At 68.6% G+C, this 25,422-nt stretch carries 22 protein-coding genes and 2 tRNA genes; 9 read left to right on the forward strand and 15 right to left on the reverse strand.

What is annotated here, in order from left to right; genetic code table 11:
- Positions 1 to 115 precede the first annotated feature (115 nt).
- The 6 genes from ASG69_RS04675 to pknB are packed head-to-tail and all read left to right on the forward strand — an operon-like array spanning position 116 to position 8,356.
- The gene (locus tag ASG69_RS04675; RefSeq protein ID WP_027505924.1) at positions 116 to 577 is read left to right on the forward strand and encodes an FHA domain-containing protein FhaB/FipA; all 462 of its coding nucleotides are present in this window, start codon (positions 116 to 118) and stop codon (positions 575 to 577) included.
- Entirely contained in the window at positions 574 to 2,034 is a 1,461-nt protein-coding gene (locus ASG69_RS04680) for a PP2C family protein-serine/threonine phosphatase (RefSeq protein WP_056440824.1), read from the forward strand. Before ASG69_RS04675 ends, ASG69_RS04680 begins: the two co-directional genes overlap by 4 nt.
- A complete protein-coding gene (locus ASG69_RS04685; RefSeq protein WP_056442124.1) occupies positions 2,034 to 3,518 on the forward strand; it encodes an FtsW/RodA/SpoVE family cell cycle protein in 1,485 nt (494 codons plus the stop codon). The genes ASG69_RS04680 and ASG69_RS04685 overlap by 1 nt, the downstream gene beginning before the upstream one ends.
- On the forward strand, positions 3,515 to 5,002 hold the full coding sequence (locus tag ASG69_RS04690) for a penicillin-binding transpeptidase domain-containing protein (RefSeq protein WP_027505927.1): 1,488 nt from the start codon (positions 3,515 to 3,517) through the stop codon (positions 5,000 to 5,002). Before ASG69_RS04685 ends, ASG69_RS04690 begins: the two co-directional genes overlap by 4 nt.
- Positions 5,003 to 5,009: 7 nt before the next feature.
- On the forward strand, positions 5,010 to 6,425 hold the full coding sequence (locus ASG69_RS04695; protein WP_082544262.1) for a serine/threonine-protein kinase: 1,416 nt from the start codon (positions 5,010 to 5,012) through the stop codon (positions 6,423 to 6,425).
- Positions 6,422 to 8,356 carry a Stk1 family PASTA domain-containing Ser/Thr kinase gene (pknB, locus tag ASG69_RS04700; protein WP_056440827.1) on the forward strand — a complete coding sequence of 645 codons (1,935 nt, stop codon included), beginning with the start codon at positions 6,422 to 6,424 and terminating at the stop codon, positions 8,354 to 8,356. The genes ASG69_RS04695 and pknB overlap by 4 nt, the downstream gene beginning before the upstream one ends.
- A gap of 18 nt (positions 8,357 to 8,374) precedes the next feature.
- On the opposite strand, the gene ASG69_RS04705 is transcribed toward pknB, so the two are convergent.
- Positions 8,375 to 9,007: an aminodeoxychorismate/anthranilate synthase component II gene (locus ASG69_RS04705; protein ID WP_027505929.1), complete on the reverse strand. Its 633-nt coding sequence runs from the start codon at positions 9,005 to 9,007 to the stop codon at positions 8,375 to 8,377.
- 126 nt (positions 9,008 to 9,133) lie between these two features.
- On the opposite strand from ASG69_RS04705, the gene crgA reads away from it, so the two are divergent.
- Positions 9,134 to 9,397 carry a cell division protein CrgA gene (crgA, locus tag ASG69_RS04710; RefSeq protein ID WP_027505930.1) on the forward strand — a complete coding sequence of 88 codons (264 nt, stop codon included), beginning with the start codon at positions 9,134 to 9,136 and terminating at the stop codon, positions 9,395 to 9,397.
- Positions 9,398 to 9,475: 78 nt separating this feature from the next.
- Positions 9,476 to 9,937, forward strand: a complete 462-nt coding sequence (locus tag ASG69_RS04715) for a PH domain-containing protein (RefSeq protein ID WP_027505931.1) — start codon at positions 9,476 to 9,478, stop codon at positions 9,935 to 9,937.
- Here ASG69_RS04715 and ASG69_RS04720 read toward each other — a convergent pair.
- Both ASG69_RS04720 and ASG69_RS04725 read right to left on the reverse strand, forming a co-directional pair.
- Positions 9,934 to 10,827 carry a rhomboid family intramembrane serine protease gene (locus tag ASG69_RS04720; RefSeq protein WP_056440830.1) on the reverse strand — a complete coding sequence of 298 codons (894 nt, stop codon included), beginning with the start codon at positions 10,825 to 10,827 and terminating at the stop codon, positions 9,934 to 9,936. The two genes, ASG69_RS04715 and ASG69_RS04720, sit on opposite strands and share 4 nt — an antisense overlap.
- A gap of 39 nt (positions 10,828 to 10,866) precedes the next feature.
- Entirely contained in the window at positions 10,867 to 11,394 is a 528-nt protein-coding gene (locus tag ASG69_RS04725; protein WP_027505933.1) for a peptidylprolyl isomerase, read from the reverse strand.
- 41 nt (positions 11,395 to 11,435) lie between these two features.
- Here ASG69_RS04725 and ASG69_RS04730 point away from each other — a divergent pair, with 41 nt between their 5' ends.
- A complete protein-coding gene (locus ASG69_RS04730; protein WP_056695686.1) occupies positions 11,436 to 11,798 on the forward strand; it encodes a hypothetical protein in 363 nt (120 codons plus the stop codon).
- A gap of 14 nt (positions 11,799 to 11,812) precedes the next feature.
- On the opposite strand, the gene ASG69_RS04735 is transcribed toward ASG69_RS04730, so the two are convergent.
- The 12 genes from ASG69_RS04735 to gnd all read right to left on the reverse strand — a co-directional run bounded on the left by ASG69_RS04735 (position 11,813) and on the right by gnd (position 25,386).
- Complete coding sequence (locus ASG69_RS04735; RefSeq protein ID WP_056440833.1) at positions 11,813 to 13,129, reverse strand: alpha/beta hydrolase; 1,317 nt, start codon at positions 13,127 to 13,129, stop codon at positions 11,813 to 11,815.
- Between the two features lie 110 nt (positions 13,130 to 13,239).
- Positions 13,240 to 14,235 carry a GGDEF domain-containing protein gene (locus tag ASG69_RS04740; protein ID WP_231476347.1) on the reverse strand — a complete coding sequence of 332 codons (996 nt, stop codon included), beginning with the start codon at positions 14,233 to 14,235 and terminating at the stop codon, positions 13,240 to 13,242.
- Between the two features lie 121 nt (positions 14,236 to 14,356).
- A tRNA-Ala gene (locus ASG69_RS04745) sits at positions 14,357 to 14,429 on the reverse strand.
- Positions 14,430 to 14,561: 132 nt separating this feature from the next.
- A tRNA-Ile gene (locus ASG69_RS04750) sits at positions 14,562 to 14,635 on the reverse strand.
- Positions 14,636 to 14,733: 98 nt separating this feature from the next.
- Positions 14,734 to 15,684, reverse strand: coding sequence for a DUF3566 domain-containing protein (locus ASG69_RS22060; RefSeq protein ID WP_082544263.1), 951 nt, complete (start codon positions 15,682 to 15,684; stop codon positions 14,734 to 14,736).
- Complete coding sequence (gene gyrA / locus ASG69_RS04760) at positions 15,681 to 18,203, reverse strand: DNA gyrase subunit A (RefSeq protein WP_027505935.1); 2,523 nt, start codon at positions 18,201 to 18,203, stop codon at positions 15,681 to 15,683. The genes ASG69_RS22060 and gyrA overlap by 4 nt, the downstream gene beginning before the upstream one ends.
- Positions 18,204 to 18,240: 37 nt before the next feature.
- Positions 18,241 to 20,280 carry a DNA topoisomerase (ATP-hydrolyzing) subunit B gene (gyrB, locus tag ASG69_RS04765; protein WP_027505936.1) on the reverse strand — a complete coding sequence of 680 codons (2,040 nt, stop codon included), beginning with the start codon at positions 20,278 to 20,280 and terminating at the stop codon, positions 18,241 to 18,243.
- 253 nt (positions 20,281 to 20,533) lie between these two features.
- A complete protein-coding gene (locus ASG69_RS04770) occupies positions 20,534 to 21,628 on the reverse strand; it encodes a PDR/VanB family oxidoreductase (RefSeq protein ID WP_056442127.1) in 1,095 nt (364 codons plus the stop codon).
- 26 nt (positions 21,629 to 21,654) lie between these two features.
- Complete coding sequence (locus tag ASG69_RS04775; RefSeq protein ID WP_235578854.1) at positions 21,655 to 22,518, reverse strand: metal-dependent hydrolase; 864 nt, start codon at positions 22,516 to 22,518, stop codon at positions 21,655 to 21,657.
- Between the two features lie 154 nt (positions 22,519 to 22,672).
- Positions 22,673 to 23,218, reverse strand: a complete 546-nt coding sequence (locus ASG69_RS04780) for a DUF721 family protein (protein ID WP_027505939.1) — start codon at positions 23,216 to 23,218, stop codon at positions 22,673 to 22,675.
- The gene (recF, locus tag ASG69_RS04785) at positions 23,215 to 24,480 is read right to left on the reverse strand and encodes a DNA replication/repair protein RecF (protein ID WP_056440835.1); all 1,266 of its coding nucleotides are present in this window, start codon (positions 24,478 to 24,480) and stop codon (positions 23,215 to 23,217) included. The genes ASG69_RS04780 and recF overlap by 4 nt, the downstream gene beginning before the upstream one ends.
- Positions 24,481 to 25,386, reverse strand: a complete 906-nt coding sequence (gene gnd, locus ASG69_RS04790) for a phosphogluconate dehydrogenase (NAD(+)-dependent, decarboxylating) (RefSeq protein ID WP_027505941.1) — start codon at positions 25,384 to 25,386, stop codon at positions 24,481 to 24,483.
- Between the last annotated feature and the right edge of the window lie 36 nt (positions 25,387 to 25,422).

A 25,422-nucleotide genomic window follows, 5' to 3' on the forward strand; every position in this document is an offset into this window, starting at 1 on the left:
CGGCGGCCGACACCGGCCGTCGGCGCCTGCCCTTATGATGCTCCGAGACGGGACGTCCCCGGGCGACCGAGAAAGCCGTGACCCGGCTTCTGGTGACACGAGGAGGTGACACGCTGTGCAGGGATTGATTCTGCAGCTCACTCGAGCTGGCTTCCTCCTGATCCTGTGGTTGTTCGTCTGGGCAGTGCTGCGCACCCTGCGGTCGGACATCTATGCGGCCTCCGGGCTGCGGGTGGCACCGCGCTCCCGCACGTCACCGGTGTCGCTGCAGGGCCGCAAGGCGAAGGTGGCCAAGCAGCTGGTGGTCACGCAGGGTTCGCTGGCCGGTACCCGCATCACGCTCGGGTCGCAGCCGGTCCTCATGGGTCGGGCGGACGACTCGACGTTGGTCCTCACCGACGACTACGCGTCCACGCGCCACGCACGGCTGTCTCCTCGCGGGGGTGACTGGTACGTCGAGGATCTCGGTTCGACCAACGGCACCTACCTCGACCGGGCCAAGGTCACGACGGCGGTGCGCGTCCCGCTGGGCACGCCCGTCCGCGTCGGCAAGACCGTGATCGAGCTGCGCCCGTGACACTGGTTCTCCGCTACGCCGCGCGCAGCGATCGCGGTCTCGTGCGATCCAACAACGAGGACTCGGTCTACGCCGGTGCGCGCCTGCTCGCTCTCGCCGACGGCATGGGAGGGCACGCCGCCGGTGAGGTCGCGTCCCAGCTCATGATCGCGGCGCTCGCCCACCTCGACGACGACGAGCCGGGAGACGATCTCCTGGGCAAGCTCGAACGGGCGACGCGCGAGGGCAACGCCACCATCGCCGAGCAGGTCGAGGAGGATCCCGAGCTCGACGGCATGGGAACGACCCTGACGGCGATCCTGTTCGGCGGCAGAAAGATCGGGCTCGTCCACATCGGAGACTCGCGTGCCTACATGCTGCGCGACGACGAGCTGACGCAGATCACCCGAGACGACACGTTCGTCCAGTCCCTGGTCGACGAGGGCCGGATCACGGCCGAGCAGGCGCACTCGCACCCGCAGCGGTCGCTCATCATGCGCGCGCTCACCGGTAACGAGATCGAGCCGACGCTCACGGTGCGGGAGGCCCGCGCCGGGGATCGGTATCTCCTGTGCTCGGACGGCCTGTCCGACGTCGTCAGCAGCGAGACCATCGCCGACACGCTCCGCGAGGGCGAGAACGACGAGTGCGCCGATCGGCTCATCGAGCTGGCGCTGCGCAGCGGTGGCCCCGACAACGTCACCGTCGTCGTCGCCGACGTCATCGATCTGGACTACGGCCAGTCGCACCCCATTCTCGCCGGAGCCGCGTCGATGTCCGACGAGGAGGACGCGCCGCCGCCGAACACGGCAGCCGGCCGCGCCGCCGCCATGCGGCCGCCCCGCACCACCCCGAAACGTGTCGTGACACCACCGCCCGTGCCGGAGAAGAAGTCGCACAAGCTCCGGTGGTCACTCGCCGGCCTCGGCGTGGTCGCCCTTCTCGTCGTCGGCCTCGTCGTGGGATGGCAACTGCTGCAACGTAACTACTACGTCGGAACCGACGACGGTCGCGTGGTGGTGATGCGCGGAGTCTCCGGTTCGGTGCTCGGCTTCTCGCTGCAGGAGGTCGATCTGGTCGGCTGCGTCCGCGACGGGGCCACGGCCACCGAGGACGCGACGGTCGAGCTGCGCGCTCCCGGCGACGCCGACTGCACGATCCTGGGTGTCGACGATCTCCAGCCCTCGGCACGCGAACAGGTGCGCTCGGGTCTGCCGTCGGGCACCCTCGACGACGCGCGCACCCAGGTGGCGCGACTTGCGTCCGGTGACCTGCTGCCCCCGTGCACGCCGCCGGCGAGCGCAACCACCACGCCGAGCGCCACCCCCGAGGCCACGCCTGCTCCCACGGCCGCACCGCCCGCTCCGGACCCGGCGGTGCCCGTCGATCCGGCGGCTCCCGTGACCACCACGATCGAGCCCACCCCGGCACCGACGCCGACGCTGGTGGCGGGCCAGACCTGCAGGACGGGTTCGTGATGTCCGCTCCGAACCTGCCGACCCCGAACCGGCCCACCCCCAGCCAGTCGTCCGCCTCGTTCCCCAGCCCGCCCGGTGGGTTCGCCCCCGCCCCGCCGCAGTCGACGAGACGCGGTGTCGAGGCGGCACTGCTCGGCGCGGCCGCGGTCATCACCACGGTGTCGCTGGTGCTCGTCGAGGCGAGCCAGGAGCAGGCCATCACCTGGGACCTGGCGAAGTACGGCCTCGCCTACCTCGCGATGTTCGCGGTCGCCCACGCCGCGGTCCGTCGATTCGCCACCCACGCGGATCCGCTGCTGCTCCCGGTCGTCGCCATGCTGAACGGGCTCGGACTGGTGCTCATCCACCGGCTCGACCTCGCGGCGCAGCAGTCGGCGGTGTACCTCGGCATCGAGGAGCCGTCGGCCGACGCCACGCAGCAGGTGCTGTGGACGGCCCTGGGCATCGCCGGGTTCATCGCTGTCCTCGTGCTGATCCGCGACTACCGCACCCTCGCGCGGTACGGCTACACCCTGGGCCTCGGCGGTCTGGTGTTCCTGGCCCTGCCGGCCGTCCTGCCCTCCTCGTTGTCCGAGGTCAACGGCTCGAAGATCTGGATCCGGTTGCCCGGCTTCAGCATCCAACCCGGTGAGTTCTCGAAGATCCTGCTGCTCATCTTCTTCGCCTCGGTGCTCGTGGCGAAGCGCGAGCTCTTCACCACCGCGGGCAAGCACGTGCTCGGCATGGACTTCCCGCGCGCCCGCGATCTCGGCCCCATCGTCGTCGCGTGGATCGTGTCCATCGGCGTCCTGGTGTTCGAGAAGGATCTCGGCACGTCGCTGCTGATCTACTGCACGGTCCTGGTGATGATCTACGTCGCCACCGAGCGCGTCGGCTGGATCGTCGTGGGTGTAGCGCTGCTCCTGCTCGGCTTCCTGCTCGCGTACCAGTTCTTCGGGCACGTGAAGATCCGCACCGACACGTGGCTGGATCCGTTCGCGGACTACAACGACACCGGCTATCAGATCTCGCAGTCACTCTTCGGTCTGGCGACCGGCGGCATGGGCGGTACCGGGCTCGGCAGTGGCCGGCCGTCGCAGGTGCCGTTCGCGAGCACCGACTTCATCATCGCGACCATCGGCGAGGAGCTCGGCCTCATCGGCCTGGCAGCCGTGTTGATGCTCTATCTGGTCTTCGTGCTGCGCGGGCTGCGCACCGCCCTCGCGGTGCGCGACAGCTTCGGCAAGCTGCTCGCCGCCGGACTGTCCGTCACCATCGCGGTGCAGCTGTTCGTCGTCGTCGGCGGCGTCACCAAGCTCATCCCGCTCACCGGTCTCACCACACCGTTCATGTCCTACGGAGGATCCTCGCTGCTCGCGAACTACGCTCTGGTCGCCCTGCTCATCAAGATCTCGGACGCTGCGCGGGCGCCCGTCGTGCCGCAGAGACGCGGGCCGGCGGCTCCGATCGGTGACGCTCCCACCGAGGTGGTGAAGCGCCCGTGAACACTCCTCTGCGCAGAGTCGCCATCGGCGTCATGGCGATGATCGTCGTCCTGCTCGCCAACGCGACGTACGTCCAGGTCATCAAGGCGGACGACCTCCGAACGGATCCGCGGAACTCGCGGGTGCTGCTCGACGAGTACGCACGCCAGCGTGGGCAGATCTCGAGCGGCGGCCAGGTGCTCGCGGCCTCCGTCGCGACGGACGATCGCTACAAGTACCTGCGGACGTACCCCGCCAACCCCGCGGCACCGTCCAGCCCGGCCGCCAACGCACCGGTCACCGGCTTCTACTCGATGCTGTACTCGAGCACCGCTCTCGAACGGTCCGAGGACGCAGTGTTGAACGGCTCGGACAACCGACTGTTCGGCAAGCGGTTCTTCGACCTGCTCTCCGGTCGCGACCCCCGCGGCGGCAACGTCGTCACCACGATCGATCCGGTGATGCAGCAGGTCGCCTACGACCAGTTGACGTCGAAGGGCTACACAGGCTCCGTCGTGGCCATCGAGCCGTCCACCGGCAAGATCCTGACGATGGTGAGCACGCCGAGCTACGACCCCAACGAGCTCGCGACGCACGACGGCGAGACGTCGACGCAGGCGTGGGAGCGACTGAGCAGCGATCCGGGCGAGCCCCTGGTCAACCGCGCGGTCTCCCAGACCTACCCGCCCGGTTCGACGTTCAAGGTGGTCGTCACCGCGGCCGCGCTGGCGGCCGGCTCCACCCCGGACACCCAGCTCACGGCGGCGCCGACGATCACGCTGCCCGACACGTCGACGACGCTCGAGAACTACAACGGCTCCACGTGCGGCGGCGGCGCCACCGCGTCGTTGCGCGAGGCGTTCGCGCGCTCGTGCAACACCGCCTTCGTGGAACTCGGTATCGACGCCGGCACCCAGAACGTCAAGGACGCCGCGTCCGCGTTCGGCATCGGCGAGGCGAACCAGGCCGTGCCGATCCCGGTCGCCGACAGCACCGTCGGGGAGATCCCGGACGACGCCGCCCTCGGTCAGAGCAGCATCGGCCAGCGCGACGTCGCACTGACACCGCTGCAGAACGCCGAGATCGCGGCCACCATCGCGAACGGTGGCGTGCGCATGGCGCCGCACATGGTGGCCCAGCTGCAGGGTCCGGATCTGTCGACCCTCGACACCACCGAGCCCACGTCACTGGGCCAGTCGATCTCTCCCGAGGTCGCGTCCACGCTCACCGATCTGATGGTCGGCTCGGAGAACAACTCCGGCGGCGAGGGCAAGATCGCGGGGGTGCAGATCGCATCCAAGACCGGCACCGCCGAGCACGGCAGCGATCCGCGCAACACCCCTCCGCACGCCTGGTACATCGCGTTCGCGCCGGCACAGGACCCGAAGATCGCCATCGCGGTCATCGTCGAGAACGGTGGTGACCGCGCACTCGCCGCCACCGGTGGGTCCGTCGCGGCACCAGTGGCGAGAGCAGTGCTCGGCGCCGGATTGCAGGGGAGGTGAGCCCCGCATGAGTGGAGGCCTGGGTAACGGAGCAGTGGTCGCCGACCGCTATCGACTGCTCCGACTGATCGCGACCGGTGGAATGGGACAGGTCTGGGAAGCGACGGACAACCGGCTCGATCGCCGCGTCGCCGTCAAGATCCTCAAGCCGGAGTTCTCGGACGACCCCGAGTTCGTCGAACGGTTCCGTGTCGAGGCGCGCACGACCGCGCTGTTGAACCATCCCGGCATCGCCAACATCTACGACTACGGCGAGGTGCGGGACGCCAACGGGCAGTCGCTCGCGTATCTCGTCATGGAGCTCGTCATCGGCGAGCCCCTCAACACGGTGCTCACGCGCATGGGTCGGCTTCCGCTGGTCCACGCACTGGACATGCTCGAGCAGACCGGCCGCGCCCTGCAGGCCGCGCACCGCGCAGGCATCGTCCACCGTGACGTGAAGCCGGGCAACATCATGATCACGCCCGACGGGACGGTGAAGATCACCGACTTCGGCATCGCGAAGGCCGTGGACGCCTCGCCCGTCACGCGGACCGGCATGGTCATGGGCACCGCGCAGTACATCGCTCCCGAACAGGCGCTGGGTCAGGACGCGACGTCCGCGTCCGACGTGTACTCGCTCGGCGTCGTGGGCTACGAGGCCATCAGCGGGACCCGTCCGTTCGTCGGCGACGGCGCGCTGACGGTCGCGATGAAGCACGTGCGGGACGCCGCGCCGCCGCTTCCCGGCGATCTGCCGCAGCCGGTGCGGGAGCTCATCGAGATCACCATGACCAAGGACCCGGCCGCACGGTACGAGAACGGCGGGGAGTTCGCCGACGCGGTCGCTGCCGTGCGCGCCGGCCGGCGCCCGCCCGCCCCGGGCACGGCGTCCGGTACCGGTCGGGTCGCCCCGCCCGTCGGCGCCGTCGGTGGGCCGTCCAGCACCCGCATGATGACCACGTCCGCCACCGGCTACGCCGCCGCGGCAGCGGCCACACCACGATCACCGGAACCTGATCGTGACCGCGAATCGGGCATGACCCCCGGGCAGAAGGCCCTGGCCTGGGCTGCCGGTGGACTGCTCCTGCTCGCCGCCGTCGTCGCGTTCGGGCTGTTCGTCTTCACCGAGAGCAACGGTTCGACGCCCGTCGTCACCTCGACCACCACGGCGGCGCCCACCACGGAGCCGACCACCACCACGACGCGGCCGACGACCACCACCACCGAGCCCACGACGACGACCACCACCACCACCACCACGACCACCACGACGACGGAACCGACGACGACCACCACCGAGCCCACGACCACCGAGCCGACGACCACCACCACGACCACGACCGACGGGGGACTGTTCACCATCCCCGGTCTCGGCGGCGGGAACGGCAACGGCAACGGGGACGGCAATCCCTTCAACTACGCACCGGGAGGATCGCGATGACCACACCGCGCAAGCTCTCGTCCCGGTACGACCTCGGGGAGATCCTCGGTTTCGGTGGCATGTCGGAGGTCCACCTCGCGAAGGACGGCCGTCTCGATCGCGACGTGGCCATCAAGGTGCTGCGTCAGGATCTGGCACGCGATCCCACGTTCTACCTGCGGTTCCGCCGCGAGGCACAGAACGCTGCGGCACTGAACCATCCGGCGATCGTGGCGGTGTACGACACGGGTGAGGCGGAGACCGAGACGGGTCCGCTGCCCTACATCGTCATGGAGTACGTCGACGGCGACACGCTGCGCGACATCGTCCGCGCCGAGGGGCCGATGGCTCCCAAGCGTGCGATGGAGGTCATCGCCGACGTCTGCGCCGCCCTCGACTTCAGCCACCGCAACGGCATCGTGCACCGCGACGTCAAACCGGCCAACGTGATGATCAACCGCGCCGGTGCGGTCAAGGTCATGGACTTCGGCATCGCGCGGGCCATCGCCGACAGTTCTTCTCCGATGACGCAGACCGCTGCCGTCATCGGTACCGCCCAGTACCTGTCGCCAGAGCAGGCTCGCGGCGAACAGGTCGATGCGCGATCCGACGTCTACTCGCTGGGCTGCGTGCTGTTCGAGATCCTGACGAGCGAGCCGCCGTTCACGGGTGACTCCCCGGTCGCGGTCGCGTACCAGCACGTCCGGGAGGATCCGCGACTGCCGTCGTCGGTGAATCCGGACATCCCGCGGGAGCTGGACTCGATCATTCTCAAGGCGATGAGCAAGAACCCGGCCAATCGGTACCAGAGCGCCGCGGACATGCGCACCGATCTCATCCGCGTCCTCGGTGGCCAGCGGCCCAGTGCGCCGATGGTGATGAACGACGAGGATCGCACCACCATCCTCGGCTCGATGGATGCGCCGCGGCCCGGCGCTCGGCCGGCGTCCGACAACTCCGGCGAGCCTCGCCGGATCGCCCGCCACGTGCATCCCGACGCGGACGACGACGGGGACCGACCGCGCCGCAAGGGCGTTCGCGTCGCCGTCATGGCGCTCGCCGCCCTCGTGGTCGTCGGCATCGTCGGCGTCTTCCTGTGGAATCTCGGCCCCGGTGCGGAGGCCCGTTCGGTGACCGTCCCGGACGTGTCCGCGCAGACCGCCGACGCCGCCCGCACCACCCTCGAGAACGCGGGCTTCCGCGTCGACGTCCAGCAACGCTCCGACGCGACGGTGCCCGAGGGGTCCGTCATCGGCACGCGACCCGTGTCCGGCACGACGGTCGACGAGAACAGCACCCTCGTTCTCGAGGTGTCCACCGGTCCGGAGCAGATCCAGGTCCCCCAGCTGGCAGGACTGACGCAGAGCGCTGCGGAACAGGCACTGGTGCAGGCCGGTCTCGCTCTCGACCCGTCGATCGGCCGGGCCGCGTCGTCTCGCGCGGACGTCGACAAGGTCATCGGTCAGGAGCCGGCTCGCGGATCGTCGATGGCTCAGGGCTCGTCGGTACGCATCACGCTCGGATCGGGACCGCGTCAGGTGCGGGTACCCGACGTGGTCGGTCAGAACATCGAGGTCGCTCAGCCCAACATCGCGGGTGCCGGTTTCCTCGTCGACCGCCAGAACGTCGACTCGACGCTCCCGGCCGGTCAGGTGGTCGCCACGACGCCCACGGGCGGCAGCAACGCCACCGACGGCGACACCGTGGTGGTGCGGGTGTCCAACGGATCGCAGTTCGAGATCCCGGACCTGGCAGGCCAGACCCCGGTCCAGGCCGTCGACCTCCTCCGCGCCGCCGGCTGGGAGGGCACCATCGCCGAGATCGACCAGGTCGACGTCCAGACGTCGGACCTCACGCAGGTCAACCGCGTTCAGCAGCAGGCGGTCGCGCCGGGGACGGCCATCGCCAAGACGGCGCGCGTCAACGTGACCGTCGGCAAGTTCGGGCTCTGACCCGACGCGGCGCCGTGCTCAGACGCGGGCGGCGCTCTCGAGCTCGGCCACCAGGCCCGGTTCGGGAGCCTCGCCGCACACGGCGAGCCAGTTCGCCAGCATGCGGTGACCACCCTGCGTCATGACCGACTCGGGGTGGAACTGCACGCCGTGGATCGGCAGCTCCCGGTGGCGCATCGCCATGACGATGCCGCTCTCGGTGCGCGCGGTCACCTCGAGGTCGTCCGGGATCGTGTCCTCCCGCACCGTCAACGAGTGGTAGCGCGTCGCGGTGAACGGATCCGGCAACCCTGCCAGCACGCCGTCTCCGGAGTGGTGGACGACGCTGGTCTTGCCGTGCAGCAGTTCCGGCGCGCGTTCGACCACACCGCCGAAGGAGGCACCGATGGCCTGGTGTCCGAGGCACACGCCGAGCAGGGGCGTTGCCGACGAGGCGCAGGCCTGCACCATGTCCATGGTGACGCCGGCACGCTGCGGCGTGCCGGGTCCGGGACTGAGCAGCACTCCGTCCACCTCCGCCACGGCGGCCTCGACATCGAGCACCCCGGGGTCGTCGTTCCGCAGCACTCGGGCCCGTGTCCCCAGCTGGCCGAGGTACTGGACCAGGTTGAACACGAAGCTGTCGTAGTTGTCGACGACGAGGATGCGCATGTCACAAGACTAATGCCGCACGGGTGGGAGCTCGGCTGCAGGTTATCGTGGACGTGAGTAGTGAGCGTCCCCACCGTGGCTCACACCCGCCCGCCTGCAGTCCGGTACGAGAGTTCGAGGTCATCCATGCCCAAGTCGAAGGTCCGCAAGAAGCCCGACTACACGATCGATCCGGCGTCGCGGACGCCCGTCAAGGTCAAGGCCGCGCCGTCGAGCACGCTGTATCTGTCGGTCATGTTCGGTTTCATGGTGCTCGGTCTGGTGTATCTCATCGTGTACTACCTCGCCCAGGACAGCATCGGCTGGATGTCGGATCTGGGGGCCTACAACCTGCTGATCGGTTTCGGTTTCTGGATCGTCGGTCTCGTCATGACGATGAAATGGCGCTGACCGGGGCTTCCTCCGCCATGCGCGCCGAAATTACACGGGTGTTGTTCATCCACACTGTGGATAACTTCTGTGGATAACTTGTCCACAGGTGGTCGCGAGGCACCGCAGTCCTGGTCCACACCCCTCGCCGCCGTGGCCGCGCTGGGGGTGGGAGCCGCTGCACTCGCCGCCGCTGCCGTCGCCACGACGGGTGATCCGGCCGGCCGCGCGCTCATCGGACTCGCCGCACTGGCAGCCCTGGCGCTGGCTGTGCTGGCCGCGGTCCAACGTCCGAAGTTGAGTGTCGACGGCGACGTCCTGCGCATCAGAACTCTGCGCGGAACCCGCGACTACGGGCGCGACGACGTGCTCTCACTGCGTCTGGTCCCGTACCCGCGGCTCGGTCGACGGGTTCCGATGCTGGAGATGGACGTGACCGACGGCGACGACGAGCGACTCGTCATCTTCGGTCGCTGGGACCTCGGGGCCGATCCGCGCGCCGTGTTCGACACCCTCGAGCTGCACGGGTGGGTCGACGCGGGCTGGTCGCAGCGGGACTAGCCCACCACGAGAGTCGGAGCGAGCGTCGCGGCACGCAGACCGATCAGCGCCAGGGCGAGCAGCCCGACGCCGGCGATGCCGAACCATCCCAGTCGGCGTGACCGACGAGCGTCCGAACCGGTGACGAACAGCACCGCGGCCGTGGCGGCGGCACCGGCGGCGAGCCCGCCGAGGTGTCCCCACAGGGAGATACCGGGGATCGCGATGCTCAGCACCACGTTGAGCCCGATCACGACGAGCACCGGGGTGGGGCTGCGGCGCAGTCGGACGAGGATCACGGCCTGTGCACCGAGGAGGCCGAACACGGCGCCGGATGCTCCGACCGTCGCCACCAGGGGGCTGGACAGCCACATCACCGCCGCGGCGCCGCCCAGCAGCGCGACGACGTACACGGCGAGGTATCGCGAGCGTCCGAGCACCAGTTCGCAATCACGCCCGATGACGTACAGGGCGAACATGTTCACGGCGAGGTGCACGATGCCGGAGTGCAGGAAACCACTGCCCAGGATGCGGACGGCATCGCCGTCGGCCACCAGGAGCGGAACGAGCTGCCAGCTGCGGAACAGCGAGCTCGACTGGTTCGCCAGGCCGCCGGACTGAGCGGCCGTGAGGGCGAACACGAGGATGTTCAGTGCCATCAGCGCGTAGGTGACGACGGGGGTGGAGACGGTCCTGCTGACACCGCCGGCCATCGTGCGGGCACGCGGGATAGACCCCGCAGCCTGTGCCACGCACTCGACACAGTGCTGACCCACCGCGGCCGGCCGCAGGCATTCCGGGCAGGCCGGTCGGTCGCACCGGGTGCAGGACAGGCCGGTGGGCCGATCGGGGTGGCGCACGCAGGCAGGGAGGGGCGGCACCGGAGCGCCGCCCCATCCTGGTTCCGTCATGTCACACCGATCTCGCGACGGGGGACCGTGTCGGTCGAATCAGGCAATGGTGACGGATTCGATGACGACGTCGTTCACGGGGCGATCGCCGCGGCCGGTCGCGGTCGAGCCGATCTCGTCGACGACCTTCTGCGACGCGGGATCGATGACCTCGCCGAAGATGGTGTGGCGACGGTTGAGATGCGGAGTCGGGCCGACGGTGATGAAGAACTGCGAACCGTTGGTGCCAGGGCCCGCGTTCGCCATGGCGAGCAGGTACGGACGGTCGAACGACAGCTCGGGGTGGAACTCGTCACCGAACTTGTATCCGGGACCACCCGTGCCGGTGCCGGTGGGGTCACCACCCTGGAGCATGAAGCCCGCGATGACGCGGTGGAAGATCGCGCCGTCATAGAAAGGTCCCTCGGAGGAGCCCGACGCGTTCTTCGTGCTGTAGTCCTTGGTGCCCTGCGCGAGACCGACGAAGTTCTCGACCGTCTTCGGCGCGTGGTTGCCGAAGAGGGCGATCACGATGTCGCCGTGATTCGTGTGCAGGGTCGCGGTCTGAGTCTGTAGAGGTGAGGTCACAACACCATCGTGCCACCCGGGGAATGTGCAAGGGTGAACGGATGACGTCAACACCCGACAGTGCCACCGCCAAGAAGGCGCTCGGCATCGCCCGTGACACCGCCCTCACGCTCGCGAAGGGCCCCGCAGCAACAGGTTTCGTCGTCACTCGCAAGGGGGTGTCGGTCCTCCGGTCACGACGCGCCCAGCAGCGTGCCGCTCGTCCCGCACCCGTGCGTGCGGCGGCGCCCGTTCGACGCGGTCGGTTCGTGCCCGGCCGCCGCGCCGGCGTGATCGGACTGCTCGTCCTCCTCGGCGCCGGCGCTGTCGCGTTCTCCCGCTCGCGCCGCACCGAGCTGCCCCCTCCCGCCGCCGAGCCGCCGAGCCTGGGCACGCCGACGACCAACGGTCACCAGGCGCCCTGACACTGCTCCGCCGGTCAGAGCACCCCGAGCACGAACCGCGCCACGTCGGCCAGGTCCATGGTTCGTGGGGCGGGTGGGCTCGGCACTCCGGCCACCACCTCGGCCACGGCCCGTGCCGACACGCTTCCCGGTTCCAGGTAGTCGGCATGGCCCACGGTGCCCACCGTGTCCAGCGCCTCGGTCTCGGGTCGCTCGCTGGGATCGGGCCCGAACCGTCCCAGGTCGGCGACGGGGTCCCACGCCGCCTCGGCGACGTGCACCGGGCCCGGCGCGGCTGCGGCGGCGCGGTCGCTCCATCCGGGCGAGCCCATCACCACCACGGCGTCGACGGGGACACCGGCCTCGATGGCCTGCGCCGCGACGACGGTGCCGTAGGAGTGCGCCACCAGCGTCACCTCCGGAGCGTCACCACCGTGTCGACGATCGCCGAGCGCCGCGAGAACGCCGACGAGTGCGGGTGCGCCGGCCGCGGCCGGTGCGGTCGAGGCGACGCTGCGCCCGGGCTCGATGAGCTCCGTGTTCCATTGCGGCGCTTCGTATCCGAGCCATGACACACCTGCGGTGACGGAGCCGGGTGACAGCGCACCCGCCTCGGTGACGAGTGCCGCCGTCTCGCCGTCGTGTCGCGCGATCGACCCCGCCACCGTCGTCCCGGCGCCCGGAACCACCACCGCCACCCGATCCGCACCGTCGAGGTCGCCGACGGACACCGCCGCCAGGGTGCGGCGCGCACCCGCCTCGTAGTGCACGAGACGGCGCTCGGGTCGCGCGAGCACCTCGATCAGCGCGTCGACGGCCGCCAGGCGCTGCCGCGTCTCGGCGAGTCCCGCGTCCACGTTCGAGAACGCGCCCCCGAACGCGGCGTCGTCGAGTCGCGCGGACAAGTCCCGTTCGGCGACGACGAGGCGCTCACGGTCCTCGGCCATCCGCGCCCGGTTGGCGGTGTCGAGCACCGCCACGGCCCTCGTGGGCGCCGACTCCGGCGGCGCGTCTCCGCCTGCCCTGGTCAGGTCCTCGGCGACCGTGCGATCCAGTTCGGCGAGGGCGCCCGTCCGATCCGCGGGATCCCATCGCGACAGGGCTGCACGGTCGTCACCCGCGCGGGCGAGGACGTCCGCGATCCGACCCAACACGTCCGCTCGCGTCGACAGCTCCGCCGCCGTACCCACGACGCCCGACCGAGCGGCGTCGGCCGCCGCTCCCTCCCACCCGGGCAGCCGCCCGATCGCGGTCGTGCGATCGACCAGCACGCGCAGGCGAGTCCCCGCGGACACCACCCTCGTGTGCATGCTCCACATGTCCGGTGCTGTCCAGACCACCGACTCGCTCACGCCGACCCCCGTCGTTCTCGGACGGCACGTGACGGCCGCCTCGAGCGGACAGTGGACCAGATGGAGCCGGCGGGCCTCGCTGCGTCGTCCACAGCCCGGGGAACGAGCCGTCAGCGCCGCTCAGCAGGCACTCCGGTGTCCTCGATGACGGCCCTGGGCACCGGCGTGGACATCTGTTGGGCACCTCGGCTGCGCTTGGCCTTGTAGAGCTCGGCGTCGGCGGCCCGGTAGATCTCCGACCACTTGCGCACGGTGGGCATGCAGACCAGTCCGACGCTCCACTCGGCCGAGTGCGCTGCCCGCAGCCGCTCCAGAAGGGTCGCCGCCTCGCCCTCACCGGTTCCCGGCATGAACAGCACGAACTCGTCGCCGCCGAGACGGCCCAGGACGTCGCCCTTGCGCAGCTGGCCGCGCCACGCTGCCGAGACCCGCTCGAGCAGTACGTCGCCGGCGATGTGCCCGTAGATGTCGTTCACGGTCTTGAAGTTGTCGAGATCGAGAACCGCCATGCTCACCGGCAGACCACGAGAGGCGAAGACCGGGAGCAGTTTCTCGACGCGGTCCTCGAGGCCCTGACGGTTGAGGAGTCCGGTCAGGGCGTCCCGCGACGCCGAGTGCCGCATGCGCCGCGAGTGGGAGCCGAAGAACTCGGCGGCGGCCACGATGCCCAGCGCGGTGAGGACGTAACCCACCATCGGCATGGTCGACGGCGACAGCGCGGCCGCCACGACCGATCCCACCGTCAGCACGCTCACCCACACCCAGCCGCCGCGCTCACTCCAGTACCCCGCGAGCTGCATGCCCAGGAACATCGCCGCCTGACTCAGCAGCAGGTACGCCACCGGTCCGTCCGACGTGAGGAACATCGCGCACAGCGACGCGACGGCGCCGCCCGTCACGATGCCCAGCGTGCGAGGCGAGGTCGGACGCGGGCCGAAGTGCAGGACGGCCGCACCGAGGAGTTGGAGACCTGCAGCGAGGACCATGACCACGGTTCCGGTGGTCGTGCCCGAGAACGCGACGGCTCCGGCGATGAAGAGAACCGCGGTGGGACACAGATAGACCACCATCGCGGTGCTCGCTTCTGTTCCTCGTCCGGGGTTCACGCGTCAAGTATCGACGATGAGGCGCGCAGTGGTGGACGAAGCATCGCCGGTGGGCATGGTGACATGTCCAGAGACGAGAACACCCTGCTCCGACATGCGGAACAGGGTGTGGTCGTGACTGTGGAGCCTAGGAGATTCGAACTCCTGACATCTGCCTTGCAAAGGCAGCGCTCTACCAACTGAGCTAAGGCCCCGGATCGACATCCGGCAGACGATGCCACCGCGTACTCTCCACGCGGATCGCGCGAACAGTGACGGCAACGACGACCGACGTCACGAGGGCGGGGAGAAGAATCCTCACGGACATCCTTTCTCGCTCTCGTTCGTGGGCCTAGGAGGACTTGAACCTCCGACCTCTTCCTTATCAGGGAAGCGCTCTAACCGCCTGAGCTATAGGCCCGCACTCGGCTCGCAGAGCACGGTGGAACGTGCTGTGCTGACCGAGGAACGAGATTACCGCACACACGGCGCGAGACCAAAACGCCGGTGTGCGGTGGGTCAGTCCCGGTCCGCCAGCGTCACTTCCAGGCCGCCGACGAGGTCGGAGCACAGGTTGTAGATGAACGTGCCGATGGTCGTCAGTGCTGTGAACAGCACCACGTTGATGAGACCGATGACGGCGGCGTAGCCGAAGATCTGGCCGGCCGACACCAACCCGGACTCGCCGGACGTGGCGACGATGTCGGAGAACGCATTGTTCAGTCGATCCCACACGCCCATGCCGTCGAGCACCATGTACAGCAGCCCGACGGCCACCATCCAGACGAAGAACAGCGACACGGAGATCACGAGCGACAGCTTCAACATCGACCACGGATCGATCTTGCGCACCTGGACGGTCGCGCGCAGCGGCTCACCGGACTCCGACGGTCGCGCCGTCATCATCGGGGTGGCGCGCTCGGTGCGCTGCTCCTCCTGCTGCGGGTGACGGACCGTCGAGAGGTCCGGCATGTCGGTGGGCAGGTCGTTCCGCGCTATGTTGCGCGTCGGCCCGTCGATCACCGCAGCCTTGGCCGTCGCCTCGGCGGGACGCCCCTGGCGGGGACGGTCCTGACCGTCCGTCGGACGTGCAGCGGGCTGCACGGTCGTCCGGGCCTGACCCTGGTCCGGACGAGCTTGCTCAGGAGCGCGGCCCGCCGGAGCGGGACGGCTCTGCAGGTTCGTCTGCGGCTGCCGCTGAGGTGGCTGCTGCTCCCGCACGGGAGCCTGCTGGGAGTCCGGTGTCCGAGCCGGACGGGGACCCTGATGGCCGGGGTCCTGCCGAGCGGGGTCCTGCTGCACCCCGTCCTGGCGCGCGCCGTCCTGCTGGGCAGGCGGCCACGCCGCGGGCGGGCGAGGTGCCGGGGGTCCACCGGCAGGCCGTGGGGCCTGACGGTCGGACGTGGTGCTCGGCGCGGGGCGTCCGTTTCCGGTGGACCCGGGCTGTTCGGGAGTACTCACTGCGCTCATGACTCCTTGGATCCGTCGGCCTCGGCGATCGCGAGGTCCTCCGGCTCGTCCGCGTTGCGTGCGATGGCCAGCAGGTTGTCGCCGTCGCCGAGGTTCATCAGCCGAACGCCCTTGGTCTGGCGTCCTGCCTTGCGAACCTGACGAGCCGCGGTGCGGATGACACCGCCGCTCGAGGTGATGGCGTAGAGCTCGTCGTCGTCCTCGACGATGAGCGCTCCCACCAGGGTGCCACGACGCGGGTCGTACTGAATGGTCAGCACGCCCTTGCCACCGCGGCCCTGCGGGGGGTAGTCCTCCATCGCGGTGCGCTTCGCGTAGCCACCGGACGTGGCGACCAGCAGGTACGTGCCGTCCTTCACCACGTTCAGGGAGAGCAGTGCGTCCTCGCCGTTGAAGCGCATTCCCTGGACACCCGAAGTGGCGCGGCCCATCGGGCGCAGCACCTCGTCGGTGGCCGAGAAGCGGATCGACTGGCCCTGAGCGGACACGAGCAGCAGGTCGTCCGAATTGGTGCACAGCACGGCTCCGACCAGCTCGTCGTCGCCACGCAGGTTGACGGCCACGATGCCACCGGAACGGTTGGAGTCGAAGTCGGCCAACTTGGACTTCTTCACCAGACCGGCCTTCGTCGCGAGCACCAGGTACGGCGCGTCGTCGTAGGTCTTGATCTGGATGATCTGCGCGATGCGCTCGTCGGGCTGGAACGCCAACAGGTTGGCGACGTGCTGTCCGCGGGCCGTGCGGTTGGCCTCGGGGAGCTCGTACGCCTTGGCCCGGTAGACCCGGCCCTTCGTGGTGAAGAACAGGATCCAGTCGTGCGTCGAGCAGACGAAGAACTTGCTGACGATGTCGTCCTGCTTGAGACCCGCGCCCTGCACACCCTTGCCGCCGCGCTTCTGCGATCGGTAGAGGTCGGTCCGCGTGCGCTTGGCATACCCCGTCTCCGTGATGGTGACCACGACGTTCTCACGCGCGATCAGGTCCTCGTCGCTGACGTCGCCGTCGGCCGCGATGATCCGGGTACGACGATCGTCGCCGAACTTGTCGACGATCTCCTTCAGCTCCGAGCGCACGATCTCCCGCTGACGCTCCGGACGGTCCAGGATGTCCTGCAGGTCCGCGATCTCGATCTCGATCGCGGCGAGCTCGTCGACGATGCGCTGCCGTTCGAGCGCGGCGAGGCGACGCAGCTGCATCGCGAGGATGGCGTCCGCCTGGATCTGGTCGACGTCGAGCAGGTCCATCAGGCCCTGGCGTGCGACATCGGCGTCGGCGGACCGGCGGATCAGCGCGATGACCTCGTCGAGGGCGTCGAGCGCCTTCACCAGTCCGCGCAGGATGTGGGCCCGCTCCTCGGCCTTCCGCAACCGGTACCGCGTACGACGGACGATCACGTCGAGCTGGTGGGTCACGTACAGCTTGATCATCTGGTCGATCCGCAGGGTGCGCGGAACGCCGTCGACGATCGAGAGCATGTTGGCGCCGAAGCTCGTCTGCAACTGGCTGTGCTTGTAGAGGTTGTTCAGCACCACCTTCGCTACCGCGTCGCGACGCAGCTTGATGACGATGCGCATACCGACGCGGTCGGACGACTGGTCCTCGATGTCGGAGATGCCGGCGATCCGGCCGTCCTTGAGCTGCTCGGCGATCGAGGCGATCATGTTGTCCGGGTTCACCTGGAACGGCAGCTCGGTGACGACGATCTGCGTGCCGCCGCGCTCCCCCTCCTCGATGTCGACCACGCCGCGCATGCGGATCGATCCGCGACCGGTGCGGTACGCGTCCTCGATGCCCTGCGATCCGACGATGAGACCGTGAGTGGGGAAGTCGGGTCCCTTGATCCGCTCGATCATCGCCTCGAGGGCGACCTCTTCACTGGCCTCGTAGTTGTCCAACATCCAGTACACACCCTCGGCTAGTTCCCGAAGGTTGTGCGGCGGAACGTTGGTCGCCATGCCGACCGCGATTCCGCCACTGCCGTTGGCGAGCAGATTGGGGAAGCGGGCGGGCAGCACGGTCGGCTCGAGGGTGCGGCCGTCGTAGTTCGCGATGAAGTCGACGGTCTCCTCCTCGATGTCCGCGAGCATCTGCATCGCGAGAGGAGTGAGCCGACACTCGGTGTACCGCATGGCCGCCGGGCCGTCGTTGCCGCGGGAACCGAAGTTGCCCTGACCGTCGACGAGCGGGTACCGCATGGACCACGGCTGCGCCATGCGCACGAGGGTGTCGTAGATCGAGCTGTCGCCGTGGGGGTGGTAGTTACCCATGGTCTCGGCCACCGGTCGAGCCGACTTCACGTATCCGCGATCGGGCCGATATCCGTTGTCGAACATGGCGTACAGCACGCGGCGGTGCACGGGCTTGAGACCGTCGCGCACCTCCGGGAGTGCTCGACCGACGATGACGCTCATCGCGTAGTCGATGTAGCTGTTCTGCATCTCCTGCTGGATGTCGACCAGCTCGATGCGGTCGGACGTGGGTCCGTCGCCGCCGGTGGGGGGCAGGGTGGTGTCTGTCATTGCATTCTCCTAGCGCGGCGCTCGGGGCGCGGAGCGCCTATACGTCGAGGAAACGAACGTCCTTGGCATTACGGGTGATGAAGCTGCGGCGGGCCTCGACGTCCTCACCCATGAGGATGGAGAAGAGTTCGTCGGCGGCGGCAGCGTCGTCCAGAGTCACTTGACGCAGCACGCGCACGCTCGGATCCATCGTGGTCTCCCACAGTTCCTTCGCGTTCATCTCGCCCAGGCCTTTGTAGCGCTGGATGCCGTCGTCCTTGTTGATCTTCTTGCCCGACGCCAGGCCGGCCTCGATCAGTCCGTCGCGCTCCCGATCGGAGTAGGCGAACTCGGGATCCGCACCTCGCTGCCACTTGAGCTTGTACAGCGGCGGCATGGCCAGGTAGACGTAGCCGTGCTCCACGAGAGGCCGCATGAAGCGGAACAACAAGGTGAGCAACAGAGTCGAGATGTGCTGGCCGTCGACGTCGGCGTCGGCCATCAGCACGATCTTGTGATAGCGCAGCTTCGCGATGTCGAACTCGTCGTGGATGCCGGTGCCGAACGCCGTGATGATCGACTGGACCTCGGTGTTCTTGAGGACACGGTCGATGCGGGCCTTCTCGACGTTGATGATCTTGCCGCGCAACGGAAGAATGGCCTGATACATCGAGTCGCGACCGGACTTGGCGGAACCGCCGGCCGAGTCGCCCTCCACGATGTAGATCTCGCACTTCGACGGATCGTTGGAACGGCAGTCCGCGAGCTTGCCCGGCAGTCCACCGATGTCGGTGGCGCTCTTGCGCCGCACCAGATCTCGCGCACGACGAGCAGCCGTGCGCGCCTGCATCGAGGCGACGGCCTTGGAGATGATGAGCTTGGCCTCGGCGGGATTCGCCTCGAACCAGTGCGTGAGGTGTTCGCCGGCGGCCTTCTGCACGAAGGACTTCACCTCGGTGTTGCCGAGCTTGGTCTTCGTCTGGCCCTCGAACTGCGGCTCACCGACCTTGACGGAGATGATGGCGGCGAGACCCTCGCGGATGTCGTCTCCGGTGAGGATGCCGTCCTTCTCCTTGACGAGCTTCTTCTCGTTGGCGTACTTCTTCACGACGTTGGTCAGCGCAGAGCGGAAACCCTCTTCGTGCGTACCGCCCTCGTGCGTGTTGATCGTGTTGGCGAACGTGTGCACGGACTCCGCGTACGTCGAGTTCCACTGCATCGCGATCTCGAGTTCGTGGCCCGGGCCCTTGGCCGAGAAACCGATGACCGACGGATGCTGCGGCGTCTTCGCACGGTTGATGTAGCGGACGTAGTCCTCGAGACCACCGGGGTAGTGGTAGGTCCGGGTCTTGATCTTGGCCGGTGCTCCCGACGGCTCCTCGGCGTCCGCCTTGGGCGTCTCCGCCAGCTCGCTCTCGGAGGCCTCGTCGGCGATGCGCTCGATGTCCGAGGCGCGCTCGTCGGTGAGGACGATGGTGAGTCCCTTGTTCAGGAACGCCATCTCCTGCAGGCGACGCGCGACCGTGTCGAACTTGAAGACGGTCTCCTCGAAGATGTCCGCGTCCGGCCAGAACGAGATCGCCGTACCCGTGCGCTTCGTCGGCTCGCCCTTGATCAGCTCGCCGGGGACGGATCGCGTGTAGGTCTGCTCCCAGTGGAAGCCGTCGTTGTCGACCTGCGCGAGCAGGGTCGTCGACAGAGCGTTGACCACGGAGATACCCACGCCGTGCAGGCCGCCGGACACCGCGTAGGAGTCGGAGTCGAACTTGCCGCCGGCGTGCAGCTGAGTCATGACGACCTCGATGGTCGGGATGCCCGAGGAGTGCATGCCGACGGGGATACCGCGACCGTCGTCGACGACCCGCACGCCGCCGTCGGCGAGAAGGGTGACCTCCACCGTGGTGGCATGACCTGCCATCGCCTCGTCGACGGAGTTGTCGACGACCTCCCAGATCAGGTGGTGCAGGCCGCGCTCTCCGGTGGAACCGATGTACATACCGGGTCGCTTGCGTACCGCCTCGAGTCCTTCGAGGACGGTGATCGACGACGCGTCGTATTCCTTCGGCTTGTCGCTCTTGCCTGCCTTGGGGTCAGCCACGGTCAGCTGTTCTCCTTCTCGACTACGCTCCCCCGACACTCACCTCGCTCGGTGTGGACGGCAGAGGACCTCGACCCGAAAAAATGCGCTCGGGGACGCATGCCCCTCGCGCTCGGTGGTCTTTACCGGTCCATCGTACCGGTAAAGCGTGGGTCGCGGCTCACGTCGACACCCGAAACGGCCCCTCATTGCGTCGGAGACGGACTTTTCTCGTGTTCCGCGGCTCATTTCGTGGGTACGAGGGCTCCGCGCGTCAGAGGTCGAGCGTCAGCCGCTCGCCCGCGGAGCGCGACACACAGATCAGCATGTGATCCTCGCGCTCGTCGTCGGCGAGGCGTCGGTCCCGGTGCTCGGGAGCGCCGGCCAGAACCTTCACCTTGCACGTTCCGCAGAAGCCCTGGCGGCACGAGTACGGCACACCCGGGACGACCTCGCGGATCACGTCGAGTGCCGTCCGGTCCGCCGCGACGTCGAGCACCGTCCCGGACGACGCGAGTTCGACACTGAACGGGGATCCGGCAACGACGGGCGGCGGCGAGAACCGCTCGTAGTGCAGACGCGTCGCCCCCGTCGCCGGGACACCCCCGCGCACCAGAGCCAGCATCGGCGGCGGACCGCAGCAGTAGACGGATCCGCCGTCCGGCGCGTGGCGGAGAAGATCCGCCGCGGTGGGCAACCCGTCGACATCGTCGGTCCGGACGGTCACACGCTCCTGGTCCCACGTCGACACCTCGTCGAGGAACGGCATCGACTGCCGTGAGCGTCCGCTGTAGACCAGATGCCAGTCCATGCCGAGGGCACGGGCCCGCCGCACCATCGGGATGATCGCGGTGATGCCGATACCGCCGGCCACGAACAACGCGGATCCGGACGCGTAGAACGGAAAAGCGTTGCGCGGACCGGTGACCGAGAGTCTGTCTCCCACCTCGAGGGTGTGCATCTCGGCCGAACCGCCGCCGCCGTCCGGTACCAGTCGCACCGCGATCGAGTACGCGTCCTTCTCGAGCGGGTCACCGCACAGCGAGTACTGCCGGCGACGCCCCGAGGGGAGCACGAGGTCGAGGTGGCTGCCCGGATGCCACGGCGGGACGTCGCCGCCGTCGACTCGACGAAGCGTCAGCCCGACCACGTTCTCGTCCCGGCACAGCGTGAAACGCTCGGAGACCGCCATCGTGTGCGTCCGCGTCTGGACCGGCGCCGCACGCGCCTTGTACTTCGAGTGATCCAGGATGGCGAACAGCTTGTCCAGCCCGTCCGTGATCTGCGCCAGCGACTCGTCCATGCCGCCCTTGCCGAGCAGATCCTCGGGAATCGTCCGGGACGCGCGGTACTCGCGCACGGCCGCCATGGCTCGTGCGAACGTGCGATCGCCCATCAGACCGTGGCGGCCCTCGCCGCCGGGGAGGTGGCGAGGTACGCGACTGCCAACGAGGTGGATCCCTCCTTGGACGGGTGGTAGTCCTTCCGCAGGTACCGCACGGACGCCTTGCCGACGGCCTTGGCGGTGGGGAACAACCCGCGCTGCGTGACGGCCCTGATCTGCTTCAGCGTGTAGCTGCGCTGATCGTCCGTCAGCGTCGGATCGTTCTTCATGAGGAAGCGGAGACCGCGGCCCCACATGACCACGACGGTCGGTGCGACGAGAAGGTAGGTACGCGTGCGGCGGAACCGACGCGTGTCGAAGTACTGCAACACGTCGTAGGCCACGGCGCGGTGCTCCACCTCCTCGGCCCCGTGCCAGCGCACGAGGTCCAACATGCGGGGATCCACGTTCGCCTCGTCCAGGCCCTTCTCCGTCAGCACCCACATGCCGAGGAACGACGTGAGGTGCTCGATGGCGGCGATGAGGGCCAGGCGCTCGACGAGGCTGTTCTTGGTGTTCGTCGACCTCTTGTCGAGAGCGACCCGGAAGACGTACTCCATCTGCTTCACGTACGGCGCCGGGTCCAGGCCCTGGTCGGCCAGGAACGTGTGGATGCCGGAGTGCGCCTGCGCGTGCATGGCCTCCTGGCCGATGAAGCCGATCACGTCGGCGCGGAGCTTCTCGTCGTGGATCAACGGCAGCGCCTCCTTGAACACGCGCACGAACCACTCCTCGCCCTCGGGGAGGAACAGGTGCATCACGTTCATGAGGTGCGTGGCCAGGGGGTCACCGTCCATGTAGTGCATGCGCATGGACTCCCAGTCGAACGAGACGTTGCGCGCCTGCAGGACGACGGGTCCTGGATCGTCGTTCATCATCGGGTCCTTTCGTGGCTGATCATTCGATCATTCGCCGCAGAGCGCGAGTTCGGATCGGATCCACCGTGACGCTGTCCCCGATCACCACGTCCGGTCGTTTCCCCGTGAAACGCTACGCACCCTCGTGACATCGATCAATGGGCCCGGGGGTTCACCCGTAGGTGTCACGAGGTCCGCGACCCGACACGTGACGGTCGCCCTTCTTCCAACTGGGCGCAGCCGGGCCGGTGATACGGAGCGACGTGACCACACCGTGGCCCACGGACGCGGCGATCTTCGCGAGGATCTGCGACTGCATCAACCGCAACTGGGTCGCCCACGCCGTGGACTCCGCCGACACCGCCAGCACGCCGTCCCGGACGGACACCGGCTCCGCGTGTGCCGCGATGTCCTCACCCACCACCTGGGGCCACCGGCCGAGCACCGTGCCCTCGTCCACCTTCGCCGACCAGCCACGCGACGCGGCGAGCGTCTTCGCGAGCGACCCGAGTGCCTGCGGATCACGGTCGTCGGGCCTCGAGCCGGACCAGGTGCGCGACCGTCGCGGCCGGCGTTGCGTCGACGCGCGACCCTGCCCCACGGCCTTGCCGTTGGCCTTGGCCGCCGCACGCGCGTTCTCGAGCGCACGCCGCGCGATGTCCGCTCCGCGCAGCGGGGGCTCGGCCGGATCGCTGCCGGACGGCGTCTCGTCCGTCATGACTCCTCCTCCACGTGGCTCGTGTCGACATCAGTATCGGACGTGCCTCCGACAGAATCCGACCCGGACACCTCGGTCAGTTCCGATCTGCGTGCACCCTCGGTCTCGTGGGCACGCACGTCCATGCGGCGCGCTCGCAACTCGGGCGGCACGTCCTCGGGCACCGCCGCGGTCACCAACACTTGCTCCGCCGTCACCGCGACCCCCGCCAGGGCGGTCCGCCGCGCACGATCGAGTTCGGCGAAGACGTCGTCGAGGAGGAGCACGGGATCCGAACCCTCGGAACGCAGCAACTCGAAAGCGCCGAGCCGCAGGGACAGTGCGAAGGACCACGACTCGCCGTGACTCGCGAACCCCTTGGCAGGATCGGTTCCGAGTACGAGGTCCAGATCGTCACGATGCGGGCCGACGAGGGTGACCCCGCGTTCGATCTCCCGTGTCCGCATCACCGAGAGCTGTTGCAGGAAGGCTTCTTCGAGCACCTCGACGTCGTCCGGTTCCTCCGTTCGATCCAGCGCGAGCATCTCGGGGGGCATGGCGTCGGCGAGACTGCTCCGGTACGCGATGGCCGCAGGCCGCGACGACGGTGCGATCCGGCGGTAGGCGTCGACGACGAAGGGACCGACGTCGCGTACCGCGCGCAGCCGGTGCTCCACGATCTCGGCACCGAAGCCGGCGAGCTGCCCGTCCCACACGTCGAGCGTGGCCAACGCGTTCGCGCCGTCGCTCGACGACGATCCGCGTCGCAGAACCGCGCTCGCGCTCTTCAGGAGCGCGGACCTCTGCCGGAGAACGCGGTCGTAATCCGCACGGACAGCGGCCATTCGAGGAGACCGCGCGACGATCAGCTCGTCGAGATAGCGGCGCCGCTCGCTCGGATCACCGCGCACCATCGCCAGATCCTCGGGTGCGAACAGCACCGTGTTCAGGATGCCCAGCACCTCCCGTGTCCGCCGCACCGGAGAAGTGTTGATGCGAGCGCGATTGGCCCGCCCGTCGTTGATCTCCACGTCGACGGTGAGCTCGCGACCGAGGTTGACGACGGACGCCCGCACGAGAGCGCGTTCCGCACCCGTCCGGACGAGCGGAGCATCGGCCGACACCCGGTGCGACGACAGCGTCGCGACGTACCCCAGTGCCTCGAGAATGTTGGTCTTCCCGTGGCCGTTGGGACCGACGAACACCGTCACCCCCGGCGCGAGATCCACCGAGAGTTGTTGCCAGGAACGAAAATCAACCAGAGTCGCCGAGCGGACGAACACTTACGCGCCGGTGCTCTCCGTGTTGGGGGCACGCTGCACCGCGTGTCCACCGAACTGGTTGCGCAGCGCGGACACCGCCTTCATGGCGGGCGAATCCACCTGTCGCGACGCGAATCTCGCGAACAGTGCCGCGGAGATGACGGGAGCCGGCACCGAGTGTCGGATCGCCTCCTCGACGGTCCAGCGTCCTTCACCGGAATCCTGTGTGTAGCCGGAGATGTCGGTGAATCCCGGATCTTCCTGCAGAGCCTTCACCAGGAGATCGAGCAACCACGACCGTACGACGGTGCCCTTGGTCCACGCACGCACCACACCGGTGACGTCCTCGATGAGATCCTCCGCGGCGAGGAGCTCGTACCCCTCGGCGTAGGCGTGCATGAGGCCGTACTCGATACCGTTGTGCACCATCTTCGCGTAGTGACCCGCGCCCACCGGGCCGGCGTGGACGAAGCCGTCCGCCCGCTCGCCCTCAGGACGCAACGCATCGAACACGGGCATGGCGCGCTCGACGTCCGCAGCAGCACCGCCGACCATGAGGCCGTACCCGTTCTCCAGGCCCCAGACGCCGCCCGAGACGCCGGCGTCGACATAGCCGATGCCCTTCGCGGACAACAGTTCCGCGTGCACCGCGTCATCGGTGAAGCGCGAGTTGCCGCCGTCGATCACGAGGTCGCCCTCGGACAGCACGCCGGCCAGAGTGGTGACGGTGTCGCGTGTGACGGGGCCGGACGGCACCATCACCCAGACGATGCGGGGAGCGGGGAGCGCGGCGGCGAGGGCCTCGAGCGACTCGACGTCGGTGACCTCCGGCCGCGGATCGTAACCGGTGACCTCGATGTCGTGGCGCCGCAGGCGCTCACGCATGTTGAAGCCCATCTTGCCGAGACCGACCAACCCGATGTTCATGCGTGGCTTCCTTTCGATGGACCTGCGCCGGTGCCT

This window comes from Rhodococcus sp. Leaf225 (genome assembly GCF_001426145.1).
Taxonomy (GTDB): domain Bacteria; phylum Actinomycetota; class Actinomycetes; order Mycobacteriales; family Mycobacteriaceae; genus Rhodococcoides.

Excerpts from the sequence above, each read along its gene's own strand:
- crgA (WP_027505930.1), top strand. The coding sequence starts at position 9,134 with ATGCCCAAGTCGAAGGTCCGCAAGAAGCCCGACTACACGATCGATCCG.
- ASG69_RS04775 (WP_235578854.1), bottom strand. The coding sequence starts at position 22,518 with ATGAACGACGATCCAGGACCCGTCGTCCTGCAGGCGCGCAACGTCTCG.
- ASG69_RS04730 (WP_056695686.1), top strand. The coding sequence starts at position 11,436 with ATGACGTCAACACCCGACAGTGCCACCGCCAAGAAGGCGCTCGGCATC.
- gyrA (WP_027505935.1), bottom strand. The coding sequence starts at position 18,203 with ATGACAGACACCACCCTGCCCCCCACCGGCGGCGACGGACCCACGTCC.
- ASG69_RS04780 (WP_027505939.1), bottom strand. The coding sequence starts at position 23,218 with ATGACGGACGAGACGCCGTCCGGCAGCGATCCGGCCGAGCCCCCGCTG.
- ASG69_RS04770 (WP_056442127.1), bottom strand. The coding sequence starts at position 21,628 with ATGGCGGCCGTGCGCGAGTACCGCGCGTCCCGGACGATTCCCGAGGAT.
- pknB (WP_056440827.1), top strand. The coding sequence starts at position 6,422 with ATGACCACACCGCGCAAGCTCTCGTCCCGGTACGACCTCGGGGAGATC.
- ASG69_RS04685 (WP_056442124.1), top strand. The coding sequence starts at position 2,034 with ATGTCCGCTCCGAACCTGCCGACCCCGAACCGGCCCACCCCCAGCCAG.
- ASG69_RS04720 (WP_056440830.1), bottom strand. The coding sequence starts at position 10,827 with ATGACGGAACCAGGATGGGGCGGCGCTCCGGTGCCGCCCCTCCCTGCC.
- gnd (WP_027505941.1), bottom strand. The coding sequence starts at position 25,386 with ATGAACATCGGGTTGGTCGGTCTCGGCAAGATGGGCTTCAACATGCGT.
- ASG69_RS04705 (WP_027505929.1), bottom strand. The coding sequence starts at position 9,007 with ATGCGCATCCTCGTCGTCGACAACTACGACAGCTTCGTGTTCAACCTG.
- ASG69_RS22060 (WP_082544263.1), bottom strand. The coding sequence starts at position 15,684 with ATGAGCGCAGTGAGTACTCCCGAACAGCCCGGGTCCACCGGAAACGGA.
- ASG69_RS04695 (WP_082544262.1), top strand. The coding sequence starts at position 5,010 with ATGAGTGGAGGCCTGGGTAACGGAGCAGTGGTCGCCGACCGCTATCGA.